Annotated in this window: 14 protein-coding genes; 6 read left to right on the forward strand and 8 right to left on the reverse strand. The window is 46.1% G+C overall.

Translation table 11 applies throughout. The features are described from left to right. The 8 genes from BN93_RS07560 to BN93_RS07595 all read right to left on the reverse strand — a co-directional run bounded on the left by BN93_RS07560 (position 1) and on the right by BN93_RS07595 (position 10,054). Positions 1 to 1,539: an oligosaccharide flippase family protein gene (locus BN93_RS07560; protein ID WP_019187740.1), complete on the reverse strand. Its 1,539-nt coding sequence runs from the start codon at positions 1,537 to 1,539 to the stop codon at positions 1 to 3. 12 nt (positions 1,540 to 1,551) lie between these two features. Further along, complete coding sequence (locus BN93_RS07565) at positions 1,552 to 1,902, reverse strand: acyltransferase family protein (RefSeq protein WP_019187741.1); 351 nt, start codon at positions 1,900 to 1,902, stop codon at positions 1,552 to 1,554. Positions 1,903 to 2,775: 873 nt separating this feature from the next. Further along, positions 2,776 to 3,207, reverse strand: coding sequence for a hypothetical protein (locus BN93_RS16270; RefSeq protein WP_157462761.1), 432 nt, complete (start codon positions 3,205 to 3,207; stop codon positions 2,776 to 2,778). Positions 3,208 to 3,302: 95 nt separating this feature from the next. Continuing rightward, positions 3,303 to 3,866 carry an acyltransferase family protein gene (locus BN93_RS16275; protein ID WP_084768716.1) on the reverse strand — a complete coding sequence of 188 codons (564 nt, stop codon included), beginning with the start codon at positions 3,864 to 3,866 and terminating at the stop codon, positions 3,303 to 3,305. 2,400 nt (positions 3,867 to 6,266) lie between these two features. Beyond that, positions 6,267 to 7,283: an Acg family FMN-binding oxidoreductase gene (locus BN93_RS07580; protein ID WP_044260085.1), complete on the reverse strand. Its 1,017-nt coding sequence runs from the start codon at positions 7,281 to 7,283 to the stop codon at positions 6,267 to 6,269. A 217-nt stretch (positions 7,284 to 7,500) separates the two neighbouring features. Then, positions 7,501 to 8,103 carry a TetR/AcrR family transcriptional regulator gene (locus tag BN93_RS07585; RefSeq protein WP_019187745.1) on the reverse strand — a complete coding sequence of 201 codons (603 nt, stop codon included), beginning with the start codon at positions 8,101 to 8,103 and terminating at the stop codon, positions 7,501 to 7,503. Between the two features lie 411 nt (positions 8,104 to 8,514). Beyond that, entirely contained in the window at positions 8,515 to 9,834 is a 1,320-nt protein-coding gene (locus BN93_RS07590) for a class I adenylate-forming enzyme family protein (protein ID WP_019187746.1), read from the reverse strand. Continuing rightward, positions 9,827 to 10,054, reverse strand: coding sequence for an acyl carrier protein (locus BN93_RS07595; RefSeq protein ID WP_019187747.1), 228 nt, complete (start codon positions 10,052 to 10,054; stop codon positions 9,827 to 9,829). Before BN93_RS07595 ends, BN93_RS07590 begins: the two co-directional genes overlap by 8 nt. Before the next feature lie 468 nt (positions 10,055 to 10,522). On the opposite strand from BN93_RS07595, the gene topA reads away from it, so the two are divergent. The 6 genes from topA to BN93_RS07625 all read left to right on the forward strand — a co-directional run. Further along, positions 10,523 to 12,877 (forward strand): type I DNA topoisomerase, encoded by a 2,355-nt coding sequence (gene topA / locus BN93_RS07600; RefSeq protein ID WP_019187748.1) that lies wholly within the window; start codon positions 10,523 to 10,525, stop codon positions 12,875 to 12,877. A gap of 47 nt (positions 12,878 to 12,924) precedes the next feature. After that, positions 12,925 to 13,503: a shikimate kinase gene (locus BN93_RS07605; RefSeq protein ID WP_019187749.1), complete on the forward strand. Its 579-nt coding sequence runs from the start codon at positions 12,925 to 12,927 to the stop codon at positions 13,501 to 13,503. A 344-nt stretch (positions 13,504 to 13,847) separates the two neighbouring features. After that, the gene (gene speA / locus BN93_RS07610) at positions 13,848 to 15,740 is read left to right on the forward strand and encodes a biosynthetic arginine decarboxylase (RefSeq protein ID WP_019187750.1); all 1,893 of its coding nucleotides are present in this window, start codon (positions 13,848 to 13,850) and stop codon (positions 15,738 to 15,740) included. A 714-nt stretch (positions 15,741 to 16,454) separates the two neighbouring features. Beyond that, positions 16,455 to 16,784, forward strand: coding sequence for a hypothetical protein (locus BN93_RS07615; RefSeq protein ID WP_019187751.1), 330 nt, complete (start codon positions 16,455 to 16,457; stop codon positions 16,782 to 16,784). A gap of 369 nt (positions 16,785 to 17,153) precedes the next feature. After that, positions 17,154 to 17,432, forward strand: a complete 279-nt coding sequence (locus BN93_RS07620; protein WP_019187752.1) for a hypothetical protein — start codon at positions 17,154 to 17,156, stop codon at positions 17,430 to 17,432. 166 nt (positions 17,433 to 17,598) lie between these two features. Beyond that, a partial coding sequence (locus BN93_RS07625; protein ID WP_019187753.1) for a TonB-dependent receptor domain-containing protein occupies positions 17,599 to 19,558 on the forward strand: 1,960 nt, incomplete at its 3' end.

Consider the following 19,558-nt stretch of genomic DNA (forward strand, 5'->3'; position numbering starts at 1 on the left):
TCACCGAACTAATAACTTTTTGTATAAATTTAATGATGCATTTTTTATTGTATACCTCTCAGAGGAAGAACAACCTATGAAATAAATAGACAACAACGTAATAACTAATGTTAATCCTATTACCACTATAAAAGAAGAAAAACTATTAGATAAACTACAAGACAAATAAACCGGTAAAGCCGCAGCCACGATACCTATTAACGCAACTCTGCAAACTACATTTTTAATATAAATTCTTACGCTTAATCCTATCATTCTCCGTAATAAAATTAACCGCACAACAAGGCAACATAAGCTTAGAACAAGAGCAACTATAAGAGTGATTTCTGGGGGAAACCCTCTTTCTAAGAAAAAATAAGAGAACGGCAGACAAAGAAACTGAAAGACTCCTATTATCAACTGGTAATTCCTTATATTACCAGTAGCTAGAATAGCTGTAATTAACGGACGGGATGCAGAATCACATAAAGCAAACAGCAGAATTAACCTCACAAACCAAATTGTATGTTCGGGCACAACTTTTAGCCATATTTTTAAAATATATGGTGTCTCTACCATAATAGGTAAAGATAAAAACAATAAAAGGTATAACGAAAATTTTGAACTCTTATAAATAAGGTCCAACATATATGCTTTATCATTAGCTGCATAAGATTTTGTAATCTGTGGGTTTACAGCTGTCATAAAATTAGAAGCAAAGCTATTTACAGCACCATTTACTTGATCAGCTATGCCACGGGCAGCATTAACAGTTGGCCCTACATATAAATTCAACAGGACATTTGAACCTTGATCTCTTAGAATTGCTGATGACGAACCAATAAAAGTCCAGCCAGAAAAAGCAAACATTTCTTTCATTAAAGACTTATCTATATAAAAGTGCCATTTTGTTTCTGCAAAATGCCGTTTACAATATATTCCATTTAAAATTCGTATGATAATATAAGTCGCTAAAAGAAGAAAGGAATAAGTTATCAACTTGTCAAAAAAAGAAAAAGGCAATAAGAGCACTATTGCTAATTTTAACAATGTATGAGTAATTCCCAAATAAGCAAACGCTTTCATGTGTTCATGAGCAACAATGATTGCATTATAAGGAATAGTTATAAGATCAAGCACAAGTGCTATAACAGATGTATGGAATACACATTTTGCAGCAAACATTCTACTTGGATCTATATTCAACTTTTCAGACAGAAACCATAAACCCAAAGTTTCTGACACAATAATAATTAAGATTGATAATATTATTTGGATATTTACAGATGTACAGAATATTTTATTAAGCTTATCAATATTTCCTTTACCCAATTCAAATGTTAAAAAACGACTGATAGCTCCCGATAGTGAAGAAGACAATATTATGAACATAGCAACGAAACCGCCAACCACATTATATATACCATAATCTGTTATGCCTAATTCATTAATTATAATACGACTTGTATAAAGAGATACTAATAATGAGAAAAACGTTCTAAAATATAGTGCTAACGTGTTCTTTGCTATACGTTTATTGTTAGATGATACGTCTGACATTATAATGTTAATTTATAATACGCCAAAAAGGAATGGACTCCAAAGGATAAACGGGACAAATAAGGTCCAAAACCGCTTTTTCAGTGCCGTCAACCAAGTTTCTCTTGAAAAAGAAGTCTTCCCAAAGAAAAACAAATAGCCAGAAAGTATAAAGAATGAAGGTACTGCAGCCCTTGCTATGACCTCAGTAATTACCAACCTTAACAAGTTATATGCGTCTATATCGCTAAAGTTTGCCCAAGAAATAGAAACTTCACCCAATGGAGTTCCCATACCCTGGTTATGGATATAAACGATAAGAACAATTAAAGGGAAACGAATAAAAGAGATTGTTTTTGACTGTAGTTCACCAATGTTGTTCATATAAATCACACATAATATCTTCTAAGGAGCACCTCCTTATGTTTTTAACTCTGTTTATTCTAGAAGAATAGAAAAGCTAAGTTACAAAAGTTCATCCTTAAACCAACAAGCACTCATCATAAAATGCGTCTAAGGTTTACCATCTATCCTTACAATCTTCCAGCAATTTGTTTTTCTCGATGGCACATTGCATCAAGCCATCGCCCTGTTTCTTTCCCATCTCGCCTCAGAGCATACATAGAGCAATATTGCCCGTATATCCAGAGCGTTGTGCGGACGTCCTTCTCTCATTTCACACACATTGGAGCAACTGCCCTAAAACGCGGTGGTGTATATCGTTGGGAGTTGATAGCCTAAGCTTGTTTGTAAAAGTATGTACGCGATATGTTGCTGTTCTCTCTATTATCTCATAGGCATCGGGTACGGTCGTCATCAGAGACTTTTAAGTGTTTACATCAGAAACGAATTGCAAACAGCATCTACAATGTTGACAACACTAAGGAGCGCAGGGCAATGCCTATACCCTCTCCTCCCCATCCCCATACAAGAAGTATGGATATAGGATACTTTCTAACTTTCTGCCAATACAACACCCGCCCTAGAACAACACCTGTTCGCAGGTTCTTCATTGTGCATGCTGCTTACAATATGCAAAACTATATATTTTTTTTAACGGTGCAAATATATCTTGAAATGAGTTTTAGGAGAAAAAAGAAATGAACATTTTCAAGAGGCTTTGGAATACCTTTTCCATCACCTCCATATCGTTTAGATCTGACAGACTTTCACTCTGTGGCATACACCTTTACACGTCCAGGACGACAGGACATGGCAAGCGCATGTAACTCTCGGAGTATACCTTCGCTTTCGCTTTTATATTCCCAGCCATTCAATTGTTTTCTTGGCCAAATAACGTATTATACCACCTACTAAAAGGCTTATTACCATCAGAACCATGAAAATAACCAATGGATACTTGAACCCATAAATTACATCGTGGAACAAATAATAACAGAAGAAAGTATGCGAGAGCCACACGATCATGCTGTAATCTCCAAGATAACCAAGAATACGCTTTACCATCTGCGGCATGGGTAGCCTAAGTACCAATAGAATTACCAAGAAAGAGTAAATGGGGTCGAAAGCTGCTGTGGGCAGAATACACCTAAGAGCGAACAAAACAAACAATGCAACATAAATAAACGTTCCCCTAACTAGTGGCTCCTTAACATACTTACTCTTAAATAGCAAGATACCTAAGACGATAGAGAAGAGGAACTGAATATATTCGACAACTAATGCCACCGCCAAATGGGAGTAAACAAACGAGCCATAACGGCTAAAAAGAAAAGAAGAAACCAAGTATAGGAAGAAGACACAAGGGACAGCCCATCTTAACCCTACCCTCTCTCGACAATCTTTATTATATATAAAGAAGAGATGCTGATTAAGGCATAGGGCAGCAAGAACCAGGTTTCGTAGTTGTAGGTATGGCTCCACGACAGCAGATTGAGTAGTATATCTGTTATTGAACCAGGATACTGTGTGGGTTTAATGAATGCTCCAATAGGTACGAAAACAAGTAATATCAACCAATAATGTATGTACAGCTTGAGTAAGCGTGGAATTTGCGTTCGAGGAGACAATCGATTATTATAATATAGGTAGGCAAGTCCGTACCCACTAAGTATCAGGAAAAAGCTTACAGGTGTACACAATCGGGTTAGGAAATAGGCTAAAGGTTGTCCATTTGGCAGGTTAAAGTCCGTATAGTTTCCCACTTCACTTTCCTTTAAAAAAAGATGCAACCATAACATCATGATTATGGCTACTCCTTTCAAGATATTTGTTTCAGCTCGTGAAACATTATTCTCCATTGTTTTAAGAATTAAACGGTTAATACTATAAGTTTCAACTGCAATCTCTAACATGTTGGTGCAAAAGCATGCCCATGATAGCTGCATTAATCCTAATAAGGTTCATAACACTAGCAGGTGCCACACCCATTCTCACTACAAATAGATTTAGGGAAGAGCACAAACTGCAAGATTGCGAACTGCAAAATTAGCAAATTAAAACAAAAACACAAACAATTAAACTTCAAAAATGTAAAACAACTTGTTATTGTCACCGCTTAACAAAGACTCTGCCTTTTACTCGCGCACCACCAAGTTCCGCCTTTTGCAAGGTACTTGGTAGCCAGAAAGTCAACAAAACGCCGATTCTTACAACTACCCTCAACCCTAAACAAAAAATGATAGCCCACCATAAGAACGTTCAGGCAAACAATTCAACTGCAACGCAATTAAGCCAAGTCAGCTAAAATGTGCCTTTCACGTTTCTCCGAATAAAATTATTTGGTTAAATTTAGTACTTATGCATACACCCACAAAGCAACCCCTTCTAGCGAAAGCAAATGCTTAAAAGCAAGCTATCTGCTACCAGTTCCAACCTTCATTTCTCCTTCCACTACACATCTTTGGGAGCGTCAGCTACATTTGTCACCATTTAGCCTTTCTAGTTTGGCTAGTCCCCGTAATCTTTCACCCTTCATCACCTGGATTCAACCCTTTAAAATCACTGTTTGAAACGAATTTTGCCCACATAAGGCACATGTTTTCAATTGAACGGAAAACCTAGCACCCCAACTCTCTGTATATTTTGATGTTTCTAGCCTTGAATTTAGCTGCAAATAACCTTGCGTTTTGTTGCTGGTAGCAGAATTTGTCTTGACCTATAAGATTTCTATAAATTGAAGAGGTGTTTATTACCTTTGTGCAGCAAAACCAAGATAAACACTCCTCTTCATGTACGAAGTACTGGACAAAGGATACGATAAAATCAAAAGAATCAGCCCCGTTTGCCTGTGGATAAACGTTGTTATGTATCAAAAGTGACCTGGCGGAAGTCATTTAAGCCGCCCTATGCAAGTTGAAAACAGGCTGTCGATGGCAGATTACTTCTGCGTTTCCATGATGCTGTCTCCGTTTGTCGTAAGCAGCATGCCCTGCAACCGTTGGCGCTGACGACAGTAAGCGAGGATGTTTTCCATGCCGTTGGCCATGTCTGTGTATACGGCACAATTATTTTTGTCTTGTTTTCGGCAAGAATTTTAACATTATGAGTGCCCTTTTCGCCCACCAATCGTTCACCTTGCCGCAAATAATCGATTCTCGCGAAGGTTCGTTTTGATGCAAAAAGGGAGCTGTTGTAAATGCTGGCAAAATGAATATTTATTTAAAGAAACCGTCATTTGCACCAACTTTTGGGCTATTTGCAGCAAAATGCGGTGCAATATGCCGCTAAATGCAATGCGTTTTGATGCTAAACGTAACGTGTTTTGGTGCTAAATGCAGTGCGTTTTGGTGCTAAATGCAAGGTAAAATGCCGCTAAACGCTGTGCAAAATGGTGCTAAATGCAAGGCGAAAAGCATAAATATCCGCTGCAATTGTATAAACAAAACCTTTCAGTACCATTAAAAACATGGCTAAAAGGGGCGAAATAGCCATTAAAAAGTGGGGTTTTAGGGGCTAAAAGTGGGTATTTGGGAGCGAAAAAATTGTGAGTTGGCGACCATCTAGAAAGGCAAAATGGTGCAAAATGCAGGTTTTGTTCTTAAAAACAGACAAGATAAAAGACGTGAAAGGCAAAAAATAGTGGCTTTTTACCTACTTTATAACCTGCATTCTCGCTAGAACGGAGTGAAAATTAGAGCGGTATTGTAAAATAAAGAATAACATTTTAAGTTGGTGAGTTGGTGAGTTGGTGAGTTGATAAGCTGAGGGGTTAACAAGTTGATAAGTTGACAGGTTAACAAGTTAACCAATTGACAAGTTAACCAATTGACAAGTTAACCAATTTGCAAGTCAACCAGTTGACAAGTTAATCAATTGGCAAGTCAACCAGTTGACAAGTTAATCAGTTGGCAAGTTAACCAGTTGACAAGTTAATCAATTGGCAAGTCAACCAGTTGACAAGTTAACCAATTTGCAAGTCAACCAGTTGACAAGTCAACCAGTTGACAAGTTAACCAGTTGGCAAGTTAACCGATTGACAAGTTAACCGATTGACAAGTTAACCAGTTGACAAGCAGATGAGTTGTCGGTTCACAAGTTGACAGGTTCGCAAGTTGACAAGTTAATGAGTTGACAAGTTAATGAGTTAATGAGCGAACGGTCGGACTAATTGCCGCGTTTACTTAATCCATTTCTGATTATCAACTTATCAACTTGCCAGCTAAGTTCTCATTAACTCGTAAACTTGCCAACTAAAACATCGTCGATTCGCCTACTTGTTAACTCGTAAACTTGTCAACTGGTTAACTCGTAAACAGGTCAACTGGTTAACTCGTCAACTCTTAACATCACATCCTTTCCACCTTTGCCTCTCTTCGCTGCGAATACGGCATCTTCTTGCCATAGCCAATGCGGATTAGGATGGTGGGGTGTTCGTTAGTTAGCCCCAACTTCTGTGCTAGCTGCACAGACAACGTGGGTTCTTCGTTGGGCTGGTTAAGGTAAGCGTGCGCAATTCCCATCTGCGTAGACCTTAAAAGGATGCGTTCAAGGGTTCGTCCCAAGTTCACCCATTGTTCAATCGTGTTGTCTTGGCTGGTCAGCAACACGAGGTGAGAGGCGGATGCAATGTTCTTGCCATCGCTCTTGTTCTGCTTTTTCTCATTGATGGCCTTGGCCATTATCGGCTTGGCGATAAACTTGGGCACGTTTGGCGCACCGAATACGGCATAGCTTAGTCCGTCTTTCGTTTCATCCTGATGCTTCTTGTTATACCGCATCCACTGCTGTAACTCCGCTTTAAAAGCCTTATTGTGCATTTGCAGTCGGTTTCCGGCATACACCATTTCGGCAATCGCGGCGTATTCTGCCGAACCATTCTTAAAGAAATGCACGCCAACGGAAGGCTCCGCACCGATATTCTTTAACAAAACAATGCTGTCTTCGGGAATAATTAGGCCGTCATAACGGCTCCTATTGGTCTGCCGCAGGGCGATTTGTGCGAACAAGGGACTTTCCATGTGATGGCTTTGCTTAGTGAGAAACACTTTTATCACGCCTTCGTGGGTAACAGTCACTCTTGTTTCGTAGCCCTTATGGGCGGCTGCAATGCAAAGATTTTCGGCAGCACAGCCAAGACTCACGAACAATTCGCGGTGATTTGGGTCTACAACTGGCAGCGACTTGGTGAAGTCGGGCAGAATATCTATCTCTCCGTCTGCTATCTTAAACAACCACGGTTGTGTGTTATGGCCCGATGGGGCCTTAACTGCCTGAGCTATCATAAACAGATAGTCGGGTTCTTGGGCAAATACATTACTCATCATTCCTATAAATAAGATAAGTGTTACAAATATTTTTTTCATCGCTGGATAAGTTAATGAGGTTACAAGTTTACGAGTTTACGAGGTTACAAGTTTACGAGTTTGCAAGTTAACGAGCTGACGAGCTTACAAGTTGACGAGCTTACAAGTCTGCAAGTTTACAAGTCTGCAAGTTAACGAGGGTGTAGGTGGACAGTTTACGAGTTTACCAGTGGATGCGTTGCAAGTTTACGAGTGCACTCGCCCTCTTATCCACTTGTTAACCCGTCAACAGGTTAACTTGCTTTATCCATAAATCAATCATTAAGTCTAGCCCTTTAACAACCTGCTCCCAACCTTCGTTGCTCCGTAAGTTGATGCCGTTATACGTTGGGCTTTGCTCCTCTATCAGCACCAAATAGCTGATAGAGGCAGAGAGGATGGTGGCCAAGGCTGCAACATCGGTGTGGTGAGAATGGGTAAAACCGCTCACCGCCTTTATCAATTCGCAGCCATTTCGTTCCCTACGGTCGCGCAACTGCCGAATGTTCTCATTGTCGGTGGTAAGTTCCCAACGGCACAATCGCCTCAACGTAACGTCGTTTCGTAGCTGTATTATTTGCTCGCGAAACATCCGTTTAAGGCTTCCAGCAACATCCGCCCCGTCGATAGCGTGTATATCCGTGTTGGCCCAATAGTCTTTGCTCAGCAAGTAGTGGGCAATCAAATCGTCTAATCCGCCAAAATAGCGGTAGATAAGCATCTTTGAAACGCCTGCTTTTTGGGCTATGGCGTTGACGCCAAGCCGTTCGAAACCATCGTTGGCAATGATGTCGTCAACCGCTTGGAGTATCTTCTGTTGTGTTAGTTCCCTATCTTTCATTCCGTTTGCCTTTTAACATGTTACCAATAAGTAACTACAAAGTTAGGTTACTCGTTGGTAACATGCAATAAAGAACTGTTAATTCTTTCGCTTTTACACAAAGTTTAACGCATGAAAGAGGTGCAGCTAGAGCTCTTTTGGGCACAAGAAAGCTAGGAAGAGCCGATGTTTACCAGGTGATTAAGAGGGCAATAGAGCATTAAAGCGCGTTAACAAACGTAACGCGCCCACAAGATGGCCTTCCCCCTGCAAAGGGATAGGGGTAAAGAAGATGTGTTTACTTCGGGAAAACGTAGGAAGTATGGGTGAGGTTGACTTCACCCATGCCCCCTCCTAAGCCTACTATGTCTTTCTTAAAGCATGTTCTAAAAATGCCACTTTTATTTCTTTTCTCCTTTTAAAGTTCGCCCTTCATTGCCTTAAAAGATAGCGTTTTCGGTCTATCTTTCCATTAGGAGTCAGTGCTAAGGCCTCTACCTGCTCGTAGAAAAGCGGCACTTGGTGGGTTTCTAGCCGTTCTTTCAGTCGGCGAGCCAAGTCTTTGGCGTTCATTTCAACATCGCCATCAGCAACAACGAGCAACTTCAACGCTTGCCCTAGGATGGGATGGGGCACGGCTATGCAAACACAAGCCTTTACTTCGGCAAAGCTGTTGGCCGCGGCCTCAACTTCTTGCGGACTAACCTTAAAGCCGCCTGTATTGATGATGTCGCTGTCCCTACATTTAAATTGCAGACGGCCTTGCTCGTCTATCTCGCCGCAGTCGCAAGTGGTAAAGGTTTCCTCTGTTAGCGGTTCATAAGTTGTTTGTTCGCCCATGCGCAGGTATCCGCTCATCAGCGTATCGCCTGCACAACGTATATGGCCTTCGGGCGTAATGTCGAAACGCGCGTTAGGCAGAGCATGGCCCACGCAGCCTGCCAGCTGATGGTGCGTAAACTCGAAGGTTGCCACCACGCCCGTCTCGGTAGAGGCGTAGGTGTTGAATAGGCGTGTATGGGGCAGTTGCTTGTGCAAATCTGCCATTGTGGGCACGTCTAAGGCATCGCCACCTGTCTCGATAAAGACCAGCTTGATGGCTGCTTCTTCCATCTGCTTACCGCCAAACTTGGTAAGCATACGTATGCACGACGGCACAAGGAAGGCTCCCACGCCCTTTTCCTGGCTAGACGTAAGCAGGGAGAAGAACTCGTTGAAGTCGAACTTGGGCATCAGGCAGCACGTTGCCCCCACCAACATGGTGGCCCAGACCTTAGACAAACAGCCCAAATGGTTGAGCTGACCTGGAACAACAAACCTAATGTCGTGGCGATAAGCTTGCCCATGCACGATGTTCACGGCACTGGCCACTATGGCTCGCGTGCCAATAACCACTCCTTTGGGCGCGCCCGTGGTGCCAGTAGTGAAAAGTACATCGGCCGAACCCTCTGGAAAGTAAAACCCTTGCAAGGCTTTCTCCATCCGCACAGTTTGTTCGGGCGTGGCGGCGGCAGGCAAAAGCACGGCCACTGCCCCCGCAACATGCACGGCAAAGTAGCTAATAAGGAAGTCGGCATCGCAACTTGCCCTTAGCACCACGCCTTTTCGCGGCATGCCTTGGTAGTGTTGGGCGCGCAACATCGTGCGTTGGCGAAGTTCTGCATAGGTAAGTTCTTCGCCATTCAGCACCATCGCCACCCTTTCGGGGGCGTTCTGCGCGTGCTTTTCTATGTGCTGTTCAATGCTAAGCATCGGTATTTTGCTTTCGTCTAACCATCTCGGCCAAGGTGTCTAGGCTCTTAAAGTTGGCTGGTGTGGCATCGGTGGCATCCACTTCAATGCCAAAGTTGTCGGCCAAGAGCATCATAATCGTTGTTACGTCCAACGAATCCAGCTCGGCCATCAAGAACTGCGAGTCGAGATCTACCAGTGGTAGTGCCCCTTCAAGTATGTTTCTTATTTTCTCTTTCATTGCTTATTGGCAGTTTTGCATTTGTTGCTTGTACCTTGCGCGAGCGCATAGCCACTAGGCAAAGTAAAGCACACACAAAATTAATAACAATCGTCCAAACAGCAAGCTTTTTGTTGGGAAAAACCTTCAAGGCATGTTCTAACACACGATGTTGTTGCGCATTTCTAGCCCTTACATCAGCAAACGCGCGAGGTTACTTTACACATGGCGCCTCTGCATGTCGTGTTGTATTGACCGCCAATTCTTCAATAAGTAAGAAAAGCTGGTCGATGTTTACATCCAACCAACGCCTTCCCACAAAAGCTACACGGCCGCTAAGCAAGTCGTTACTTACTAAAAAACGTTAAAGCCTTTATATATAATAAGGTGTATGCAAAAGTTTTATTTACTTTTGCGCGGCAAATGGCATGTGCGCCGTTGGGGTGTACGCCCCTTAGCCGCATGCACAGAACTTAAAATAACAACACCATGCAACAAAACTTAGTGATTGTAGAGAGCCCCGCAAAGGCCAAAACCATAGAGAAGTTCCTTGGAGAAGACTTCAAGGTAATGTCGAGCTACGGACATATCCGCGACTTGAAAAAGACTGGATTGAGCGTAGACCTCGACACCTTTGAGCCTTTCTACGAGATTTCGGACGATAAGAAAAAGGTGGTGGCCGACCTGCAAAAGGCTGCAAAAAGCGCCGAACGCGTATGGTTGGCAAGTGATGAGGACCGCGAAGGAGAGGCCATTTCATGGCACTTGTGCGAGGTTTTGGGTCTAGACGAAGACAAAACCAACCGCATTGTGTTCCACGAGATTACGAAACCGGCCATTCTTCGCGCCATTGAAGAGCCGCGCCGCGTTGACATGAACCTCGTAGATGCGCAACAAGCACGCCGCGTACTCGACCGAATGGTGGGTTTTATGCTCTCGCCCATACTCTGGCGCAAGGTAAAACCGTCGCTCTCGGCTGGTAGAGTGCAGAGTGTTGCCGTGAGATTGGTGGTAGACCGCGAGCGCGAGATTAACGCTTTCAAGCCCGAAACCTTCTATCGCATCGTTGCTATCTTCGCCATTACCAACGACGAGGGCGGCATGACCGAGGTAGATGCCGAACTAGACACGCGATTTAAAACCCACGAAGAGGCGCTGGCTTTCCTCGAAAAGTGCAAAAACGCCGAATTTACCGTCGAAAGCGTCAGCAAAAAGCCCTTGAAACGCTCGCCTGCTCCGCCCTTCACCACCTCTACCCTGCAACAAGAGGCGGCCCGAAAACTGGGGTTCAGCGTGTCGCAAACCATGATGGTGGCCCAACGACTGTACGAGAACGGACGCATTACCTACATGCGTACCGACAGCGTTAACCTATCTGGCCTTTGCATCAATGCCACGAAGGAAGAGGTTACCCGCCTATGGGGCGAACAATATAGCCTGCCGCGCAACTTCCACACGCACGCAAAGGGGGCGCAAGAGGCGCACGAGGCCATTCGCCCTACCTATATGGATGCCACTAAAATAGACGGAACGCAACAAGAAAAAAAGCTGTACGACCTGATTTGGAAACGTACGGCCGCCTCGCAGATGGCCGAAGCGCAACTCGAAAAGACGCGCGTTACCATCAACATCTCGGGAACTAGCGAACATTTCGTGGCTACGGGCGAGGTTTTGACATTCGACGGATTCTTGAAAGTGTACCGCGAATCTACCGACGACGAAGACGACAACCAGTCGGATGCTTCGCGAATGCTGCCTCCCATCAACGAGGGCGACAAGCTAGAACGCCGCGAAATAACCTCGATAGAACGCTTTACACAGGGTCCTGCACGTTATACCGAGGCCAGTCTTGTGCATAAGATGGAGGAATTGGGCATCGGTCGCCCGTCTACCTACGCCCCAACCATCAGCACCATCCAACATCGCGAGTACGTAACCAGGGGCGACAGCAAGGGCAAAGAACGCCAATACCTGGTAGATACGCTTAAAGGCATCGTGATAACGACTAAGAATAAGAAGGAGAACGTTGGCGGCGACAAGGGCAAACTGTTGCCTACCGACGTAGGCATCGTGGTGAACGACTTCTTGATGGACAGTTTCCCCACCATCATGGACTATAACTTTACGGCGCATGTTGAAGAAGATTTCGACCGCATTGCCGAAGGAGAAGAAGAGTGGAAGGCCATGATGAAAGCCTTTTATGCCGACTTCGGCCCTACGGTAGACACGGTGATGAACGCTCGTTCGGAGCATAAGGCCGGCGAACGCGCCCTAGGCGAAGACCCCGCAACGGGCAAACAGGTGCTTGTAAAGATTGGCCGATTCGGCCCCGTGGCGCAGATTGGCGTTGCAAGCGACGACGAAAAGCCGCGTTTCGCTAACCTTACCGCAGGCCTGAGCATCGAAACCATCACGCTTGAAGAGGCTCTCGAACTGTTTAAGCTGCCTCGTACGGTGGGCGAATTCGAAGGTAAGCCCGTGGTAATTGGTTCAGGGAGGTTCGGCCCGTACATCCTGCACGACAAGAAGTACACCTCGTTGCCCAAAACCGAAGACCCACACTCGGTTACACTCGAAACTTCGGTGGCACTTATCGAGCAAAAGCGCATGCAGGAAAAGCAAAAGCACTTGAAATCATTTGCCGAAGACCCGAAACTAGAAGTGATAAACGGTAAGTTCGGCCCATACCTGGCTTACGACGGCAAGAACTACAAATTGCCCAAAGAGCTGCACGAAAAGGCTAGCGAACTTACCTACGAGCAATGTATGGAATTGGTGAAAGCTGCGCCTACAAAGCCCAAGCGCACCACCAAGGCATCTGCGGTCAGCAAGGCAAAGAAATAAACATAAAGTCTGCAAAAGGCTCCACTAAACAAAGCGTTCAGGATAATATGCAAAACGGCTTGCCAAGCACCGCAACGCCCAATAAGGGCAAAGGCGCGTGCCATCGCATCATACTCATTGGCTATATGGGGGCAGGAAAAACCACCATAGGCAAGGCTTTGGCCGCCGAGTTGGGCCTGCGTTTCTACGACCTGGACTGGTATATCGAGTCGCGCATGCGCAAAACGGTGGCTCAACTATTTGCCGAAATGGGCGAAGAGGGCTTTCGCCGCATCGAACGAAACATGCTACACGAGGTAGCCGAGTTCGAAGACGTGCTTATTAGCTGTGGTGGCGGCACGCCATGTTTCTTCGACAACATGCAGTACATCAACCAACAAGGCCAAACGCTATACCTTAAAGCCTCGCCCGATGTACTGTACAAGCACTTAAAGATGGGCAAGTCGGTGCGCCCCCTGTTGCTGAACAAAACGCCCGACGAGGTAAAAGCTTTCATCAGCGAGCAACTTGCCGCGCGCGAACCTTTCTACCTACTGGCCCATCACACGCTCGACGTAAGTCTGATGGACAATTTCGAGAAGATAAAGCTGTCCGTGGCACAGGCAAAAGAGGTGCTGGGCGTATAGTTGGTGGATTAGTAGACGGGGTGACAAGAGGACAAATAGACAAGATGATGGGTTAACGAGTGGACAAGATGATGACTTGACGAGATGACGGATTAACAAGTAGACGAGTGGACTAATGGACAAGATGACGGGTTAACGAGTGAACAAGAGGAGTGGAAGACCATCTTTTCACCCTTTCACTTTTTCACCTTTTCACCTTTAAACGGTGGACAAGTTGATGGGCGCAGCTATCTTTTCACCTTCTCACTTTTTCACCTTTTCACCTTTAACAGCCTTTTCACTTTTTAACCTTTACTCATCTTTTCGGTCAACGAACATTAATATAAGAAACCAAAATAGCAGAAATGAAGAAATGGACTATTGAAGATTCGAAGGAACTATACAACATCAACGGTTGGGGCACTTCGTTTTTTGGCGTTAACGATAAGGGCGACGTGTACGTGTCGCCATGTAAGGACAACACCGAGATTGACTTGCGCGACGTGATGGACGAGCTGGCTCTGCGCGACGTTACGTCGCCAGTACTGCTGCGCTTTCCCGACATCCTCGACAGTCGAATCGAGAAAACAGCAAGCTGTTTTAGGCAGGCAGCCGAGGAATATGGCTACAAAGGCGAGAACTTTGTTATCTACCCCATCAAGGTTAACCAAATGCAGCCCGTGGTTGAAGAGATTATCTCGCACGGCCGCAAGTTTAACCTTGGCCTCGAAGCAGGCTCTAAACCCGAACTGCACGCCGTTATCGCCGTGCAATGCCAAAGCGATTCGCTCATCATCTGCAACGGATACAAAGACCAAAGCTACATCGAACTGGCCCTATTGGCACAAAAAATGGGCAAGCGCATATTCCTTGTTATCGAAAAACTGAACGAGCTGGAACTCATCGCGCGTGCTGCGAAGAAACTAAATGTGCGCCCCAACTTAGGCATTCGCATTAAGTTGGCCTCATCGGGTTCGGGTAAATGGGAAGAAAGTGGCGGCGATGCAAGCAAGTTTGGCCTAACAAGTAGCGAGCTGTTACAGGCACTCGAACTGCTAGACCAAAAGGGTTTGCACGACTGCCTGAAACTGATACACTTCCACATCGGGTCGCAAATAACCAAGATACGCCGCATACAAACCGCCCTACGCGAGGCATCGCAATTCTATGTGCAGCTGCATAAGATGGGTTACGATGTAGATTTCGTGGATTGCGGTGGCGGACTGGGCGTGGACTACGACGGAACGCGCTCGCCAAGCAGCGAAAGTTCGGTAAACTACTCGATACAAGAATACGTTAACGACTGTATCTACACCTTTGTAGATGCAGCCAACAAGAACGGCATCGAGCATCCCAACATCATTACTGAAAGCGGACGCTCGCTAACGGCTCACCATAGCGTGCTGGTTATCGACGTGTTGGAAACGGCCACGCTGCCCGAAATGAAGGAGGAATTTGAGCCTTCGGAAAACGAACACCAACTGGTAAAAGACCTCTACGACATTTGGGACAACATCAACTCGCGCTCGATGCTAGAAGATTGGCACGATGCAGAGCAAATTCGCGAAGAGGCTCTCGACCTATTTGCGCACGGTCTGGTCGACCTACGTACTCGAGCAGAGATAGAAAGCATGTACTGGAGCGTGTGTCGAGAAATTAACACCATTGCCAAAGGCTTGAAACACGTGCCAGAAGAGTTGCGAAACATGGACAAATTACTGGCCGACAAGTACTTTTGCAACTTCTCGCTGTTCCAATCGCTGCCCGACAGCTGGGCTATCGACCAGCTTTTCCCCATCGTTCCCATACAAAGGCTAGACGAAAGACCCACACGCAACGCCACGTTGCAAGACATAACCTGCGACAGCGACGGCAAAATCGCCAACTTTGTTACCAATCGCCACATCTCGCATGTGTTGCCTGTGCACACGCTACGTAAGAACGAACCTTACTATTTGGGCGTGTTTCTCGTTGGCGCTTATCAAGAAATACTTGGCGATATGCACAACCTGTTTGGCGATACCAACGCCGTACACGTATCGGTTAAGGATGGCAAGTACCACATAGACCAAATCTTCGATGGCGAAACGGTTGAAGAGGTTCTCGACTATGTGCAATATAACCCCAAGAAACTGGTCAGACAACTCGAAATTTGGGTTACTAAGAGCGTTAAGCAAGGCAAAATCTCGCTCGAAGAGGGTAAAGAGTTCCTCTCAAATTACCGCTCTGGGTTGTACGGATATACTTATTTGGAGTAAACTATTGAGGGGGGATGCGCGTACATCCCCCCAACTTTTTTGTTTGAATATTGGGATGTCCCCAAAATCGCCCGCTAAGGTTCGGTCGGCATGCTCGGCCTACCTTGTCTTAACCCCAATCGGTTCATTAGAGCCGCTTAGATTTTGTTTGGTTGCTAACCATCTTATCTGGCTTATTCTTGAAGGCGCAGCGGACTACGTCGAAAGAATATGACACACAAGATGCCGACAAGCAAACGGAAGATGAGCAGAAAGCGATGGAAACAACCTAAAATTACTGATAAGCGGTATAACCATCGATTGGGATTTAACGCTTTACCTACAAGTTGAAAACTGGCTGCTAATGGCAGATGGTTTCTGTGTTTCCAGCAGATGGTTTCTGTGTTTCCATGATGCTGTCTTCGTCAGCCGCGAACAGCATGCCCTACAACCGTTCGCGCTGGTGTTCGTAAGCGTACGTGTTTTATGCGCCGTTGCCCATACACGCGTACGCACCACAATCGCCCATGTCCAGTTTTCAGCAAGAAATTTAACACACTGACTGCCCTTTTTGCGGCACCAACCGCCCGCCTCGCCGCAAAAAATCGATTCTCGCGAAGGTTGGTTTTGATGCAAAACGGGCTTAGTTGTAAATGCCACCAAAATGTATTTTTATTTAATGGCACCGCCATTTGCACCAGTTTTTGGGCTATTTGTAGCAAAATTCAGTGCAATATGCGGCAAAACGCAGTGCATTTTGGTGCAAAATACCAGGTAAAATGCCGCAAAACGCACTGCGTTTTGATGCTAAATGCAGTGCATTTTGGTGCTAAACGCAAAGCAAAATGCTGCAAAATAGAAAACAATAAGCATAAAAATACGCCGCAATGGTATAAACATAACCTTTTAGAACCACAAGAAACACGGCTAGAATGGGCAAAACAGCCATCAAAAAGTGGCATTTTGGGGGTAAAAAGCGCGTATTTGGACCCGAAAAATGATGGGTTGGCAACCCAAATAGAAAGGCAAAATGGTGCAAAATGCAGGTTGTATTCTCAAAAATAGACAAGAAGAAAGACGTGAAGGGTTAAAAATGGTAGTGTTTTGCCTACTTTTAGACCAACATTATCGCTAGAACGGAGAGAAAAACAACGTGCTGTTGTAAAAAATTAAGTCGGCAAGTTTGTCCGTCGACGAGTGGGTGAGTGGGTAAGTTGGCGAGACTGCGAGTTGAGAAGTTGGCGGATGTGAGTTGAGAAATTGGCGGGTGTGAGTTGAGAAGTTGGCGAGGTTTTGAGTTGACGAGTTGGTGAGTTGGTGAGGTTTTAAGTTTGTGAGTTGATACGTTTGTGGATGGGTAAGTTTGTGAGTTTGTGAGTTGATGTGTTTGCGCGTTGATAGCGCCTGTATGCAACCACGCAAGAAACGATACGAATGCTTGCAGCCAAAGACCAGTTTTACACCCTTCGCGGCATGCCCAGATACAGACAACGGAAGAAACAACGAGGGAGCGGAAACCTGATATGGCATGTGCTAAAAAATCGCCTTTATCTCGTTTTTAGCGTAGAGCTAGACACATTTGGCTTACTTCTTGAAGGGGTATCATGGACTATACGGCTGAAAAGGAAACCAAAGATGCCAGACGAAAGCAAAAAAGGCGGTGAAGGGCGAAACAAGGAACAACGAACGAACCTTAGCGGCCATTTACTTTAAACAAGCCACACACCATGCTGCTGCGCTGCGCCTGCACCCATCGGCAGCACCGCCGCCATACACCAGCGCGCACAGATAACGGCATTTACTTATTTCTAGGTATTGTCGGGAGTTAACAATTGTTTTAACTTTGCAGACGTTTTTAAAAATCATATTATTCGTATTCATGATAACTTTCAAAAGAGTTCTTTTGCTCTGTACCCTTTCAGCCGCATGCGGCGGGGCGTTTGCGCAAAAGGTGGCGTCGGGCGTGGTGCTAGATGCCGAAACAAAAGAACCCCTCATTGGTGCCGTGGTTTGCACATCCAATGGACAGAAGGTGGTTTCCGACCTGAACGGAGAGTTTAACATCAGTGTAAATCCAGGCGAACGGCTCAGCGTTTCGTACGTTGGCTATGAAAACAAGCAACTGCCCATAGCCGACACTCAACAGCGAACGGTGGTGAAACTGAACCGCGGGCTAACCCTTCAAGAGGTGAACGTGGTGGCCAGTATTGCCAGTGCGCGCAACAAGAAGGCCGTGGGAGCCGACGTTGCCCACCTGGATGCCGCCAAACTGCTGGCCAAAGGGCAAGCCGCAAACCTGAGCGACCTGCTAGACGGTCGTGTTAGCGGCATGCAAATGTTTCAAAGCAACGGCAAGGTGGGCATGCCCATCCGCTTTAACATGCGCAGCGGAGCCACACTCAGCATGGACCGCGACCCCATCATCTACATCGACGGCGTGCGCTACAACAACTCGCACACGTCGGACATCAACACCTCGCAAGACGCACTGAGCGCACTGAACGACCTACCGATGGACGACATTGCCTCGATAGACGTTATTAAAGGACCTGCCGCCGCTGCATCGTATGGCGCAGAAGCCGCCAACGGGGTTATCGTCATCACCACCAAGCGCCAAAGCGGCTCCACGCTTGAACGCGGAAAGCTTGCAGCAACAGCAAAAATATCGGTGGGATGGAGCAACAAGGCCAGGGAATACACCCAGTTTGTTAACAACACCGACATCAACAATTTCTTCGTTACAGGGCATAACGTCAGCGCATACGCCAGTTTCACAAAGAATTTCACCCCCGGCAACCAACTCTTTTTCTCGTTCAACGAAAGCCATAACGGCGGTATCGTGCCCGGGAACAAAGACGTGCGCCACTCGCTGCGCGCCGCCTACGACATGAAACAAGGCCCATTTACGCTGAATTTCACCGTGGGATACGTCAACGGCGACATCAGCATACCGCAAACGGCACAAGGCAGAAATGATGCCATCTGGAACCTCATGCGTGACCAAAAGCCGTGGGGATATGTTTCGGAACGCACCTGGCGCGCCATGAAGTGGAAATACGACAACGACCGACTGACCGCCGCCTTGCGCATGGCCTACGTTCTGCCCTACGACATTAAGTTGGAAACACAACTGGGCTTGGACCTCAACCACATCGACGGACTTTACACCCTGCCCTACGGTTACCTGCTGGGCACTAACGACGAGGGCGAGAAAAGCATCTCGAACCGCCGCAACCAAAACCTCACCTGGGACTGGAAAGCCAGTAGGCGGTTCGACCTTGGCCACAAGCTGCACCTAACGGGCACGCTGCTCTCGCAAATTGTGCAACGCCGCGAGACGATGGACAAGACCTCGGCCTCGATATTCCCCGCCGATGTCGACAACATTGCGGCTGCGGCCCAACGCTCAGTGCTGGAAACGAGTTTTGAACAACGCACGTGGGGGCTTTATGGCGAGGCCTTTCTCAACTACGACAACCGCCTTTTCGTTAACGCTGGCCTGCGCCGCGATGCCTCAAACCTTATCGGCCGAAACGTGGCCAGCATCTATTACCCCTCGCTAAGCGTGGCTTACAACATGGAGAAAGCCAAACTGCGCGCAGCCTATGGCGAGTCGGGCAGGCTGCCTTACCCCACCGATGCCTTCACTTACTACGAGGTGAAGGGCATGTCGGGCTATGGGCCGCTGCTTGTTCCTGGGAAAAAAGGCAACGACAACATCCGCCCCGAACGCATGCGCGAGATAGAGGCAGGACTTGACTGGACTCCGGCGCGCCACCAAATCGGCCTTACCGCCTACGCACAGTTCACCACTGATGCCATCATCTATACGCCCTTGC

This window comes from Prevotella conceptionensis 9403948, assembly GCF_000312305.1.
Classification (GTDB): domain Bacteria; phylum Bacteroidota; class Bacteroidia; order Bacteroidales; family Bacteroidaceae; genus Prevotella; species Prevotella conceptionensis.

Excerpts from the sequence above, each read along its gene's own strand:
- BN93_RS07560 (WP_019187740.1), bottom strand. The coding sequence starts at position 1,539 with ATGTCAGACGTATCATCTAACAATAAACGTATAGCAAAGAACACGTTA.
- BN93_RS07565 (WP_019187741.1), bottom strand. The coding sequence starts at position 1,902 with ATGAACAACATTGGTGAACTACAGTCAAAAACAATCTCTTTTATTCGT.
- BN93_RS16275 (WP_084768716.1), bottom strand. The coding sequence starts at position 3,866 with ATGCAGCTATCATGGGCATGCTTTTGCACCAACATGTTAGAGATTGCA.
- BN93_RS07580 (WP_044260085.1), bottom strand. The coding sequence starts at position 7,283 with ATGAAAAAAATATTTGTAACACTTATCTTATTTATAGGAATGATGAGT.
- BN93_RS07585 (WP_019187745.1), bottom strand. The coding sequence starts at position 8,103 with ATGAAAGATAGGGAACTAACACAACAGAAGATACTCCAAGCGGTTGAC.
- BN93_RS07590 (WP_019187746.1), bottom strand. The coding sequence starts at position 9,834 with ATGCTTAGCATTGAACAGCACATAGAAAAGCACGCGCAGAACGCCCCC.
- BN93_RS07595 (WP_019187747.1), bottom strand. The coding sequence starts at position 10,054 with ATGAAAGAGAAAATAAGAAACATACTTGAAGGGGCACTACCACTGGTA.
- topA (WP_019187748.1), top strand. The coding sequence starts at position 10,523 with ATGCAACAAAACTTAGTGATTGTAGAGAGCCCCGCAAAGGCCAAAACC.
- BN93_RS07605 (WP_019187749.1), top strand. The coding sequence starts at position 12,925 with ATGCAAAACGGCTTGCCAAGCACCGCAACGCCCAATAAGGGCAAAGGC.
- speA (WP_019187750.1), top strand. The coding sequence starts at position 13,848 with ATGAAGAAATGGACTATTGAAGATTCGAAGGAACTATACAACATCAAC.
- BN93_RS07615 (WP_019187751.1), top strand. The coding sequence starts at position 16,455 with ATGCGGCAAAACGCAGTGCATTTTGGTGCAAAATACCAGGTAAAATGC.
- BN93_RS07620 (WP_019187752.1), top strand. The coding sequence starts at position 17,154 with ATGCTTGCAGCCAAAGACCAGTTTTACACCCTTCGCGGCATGCCCAGA.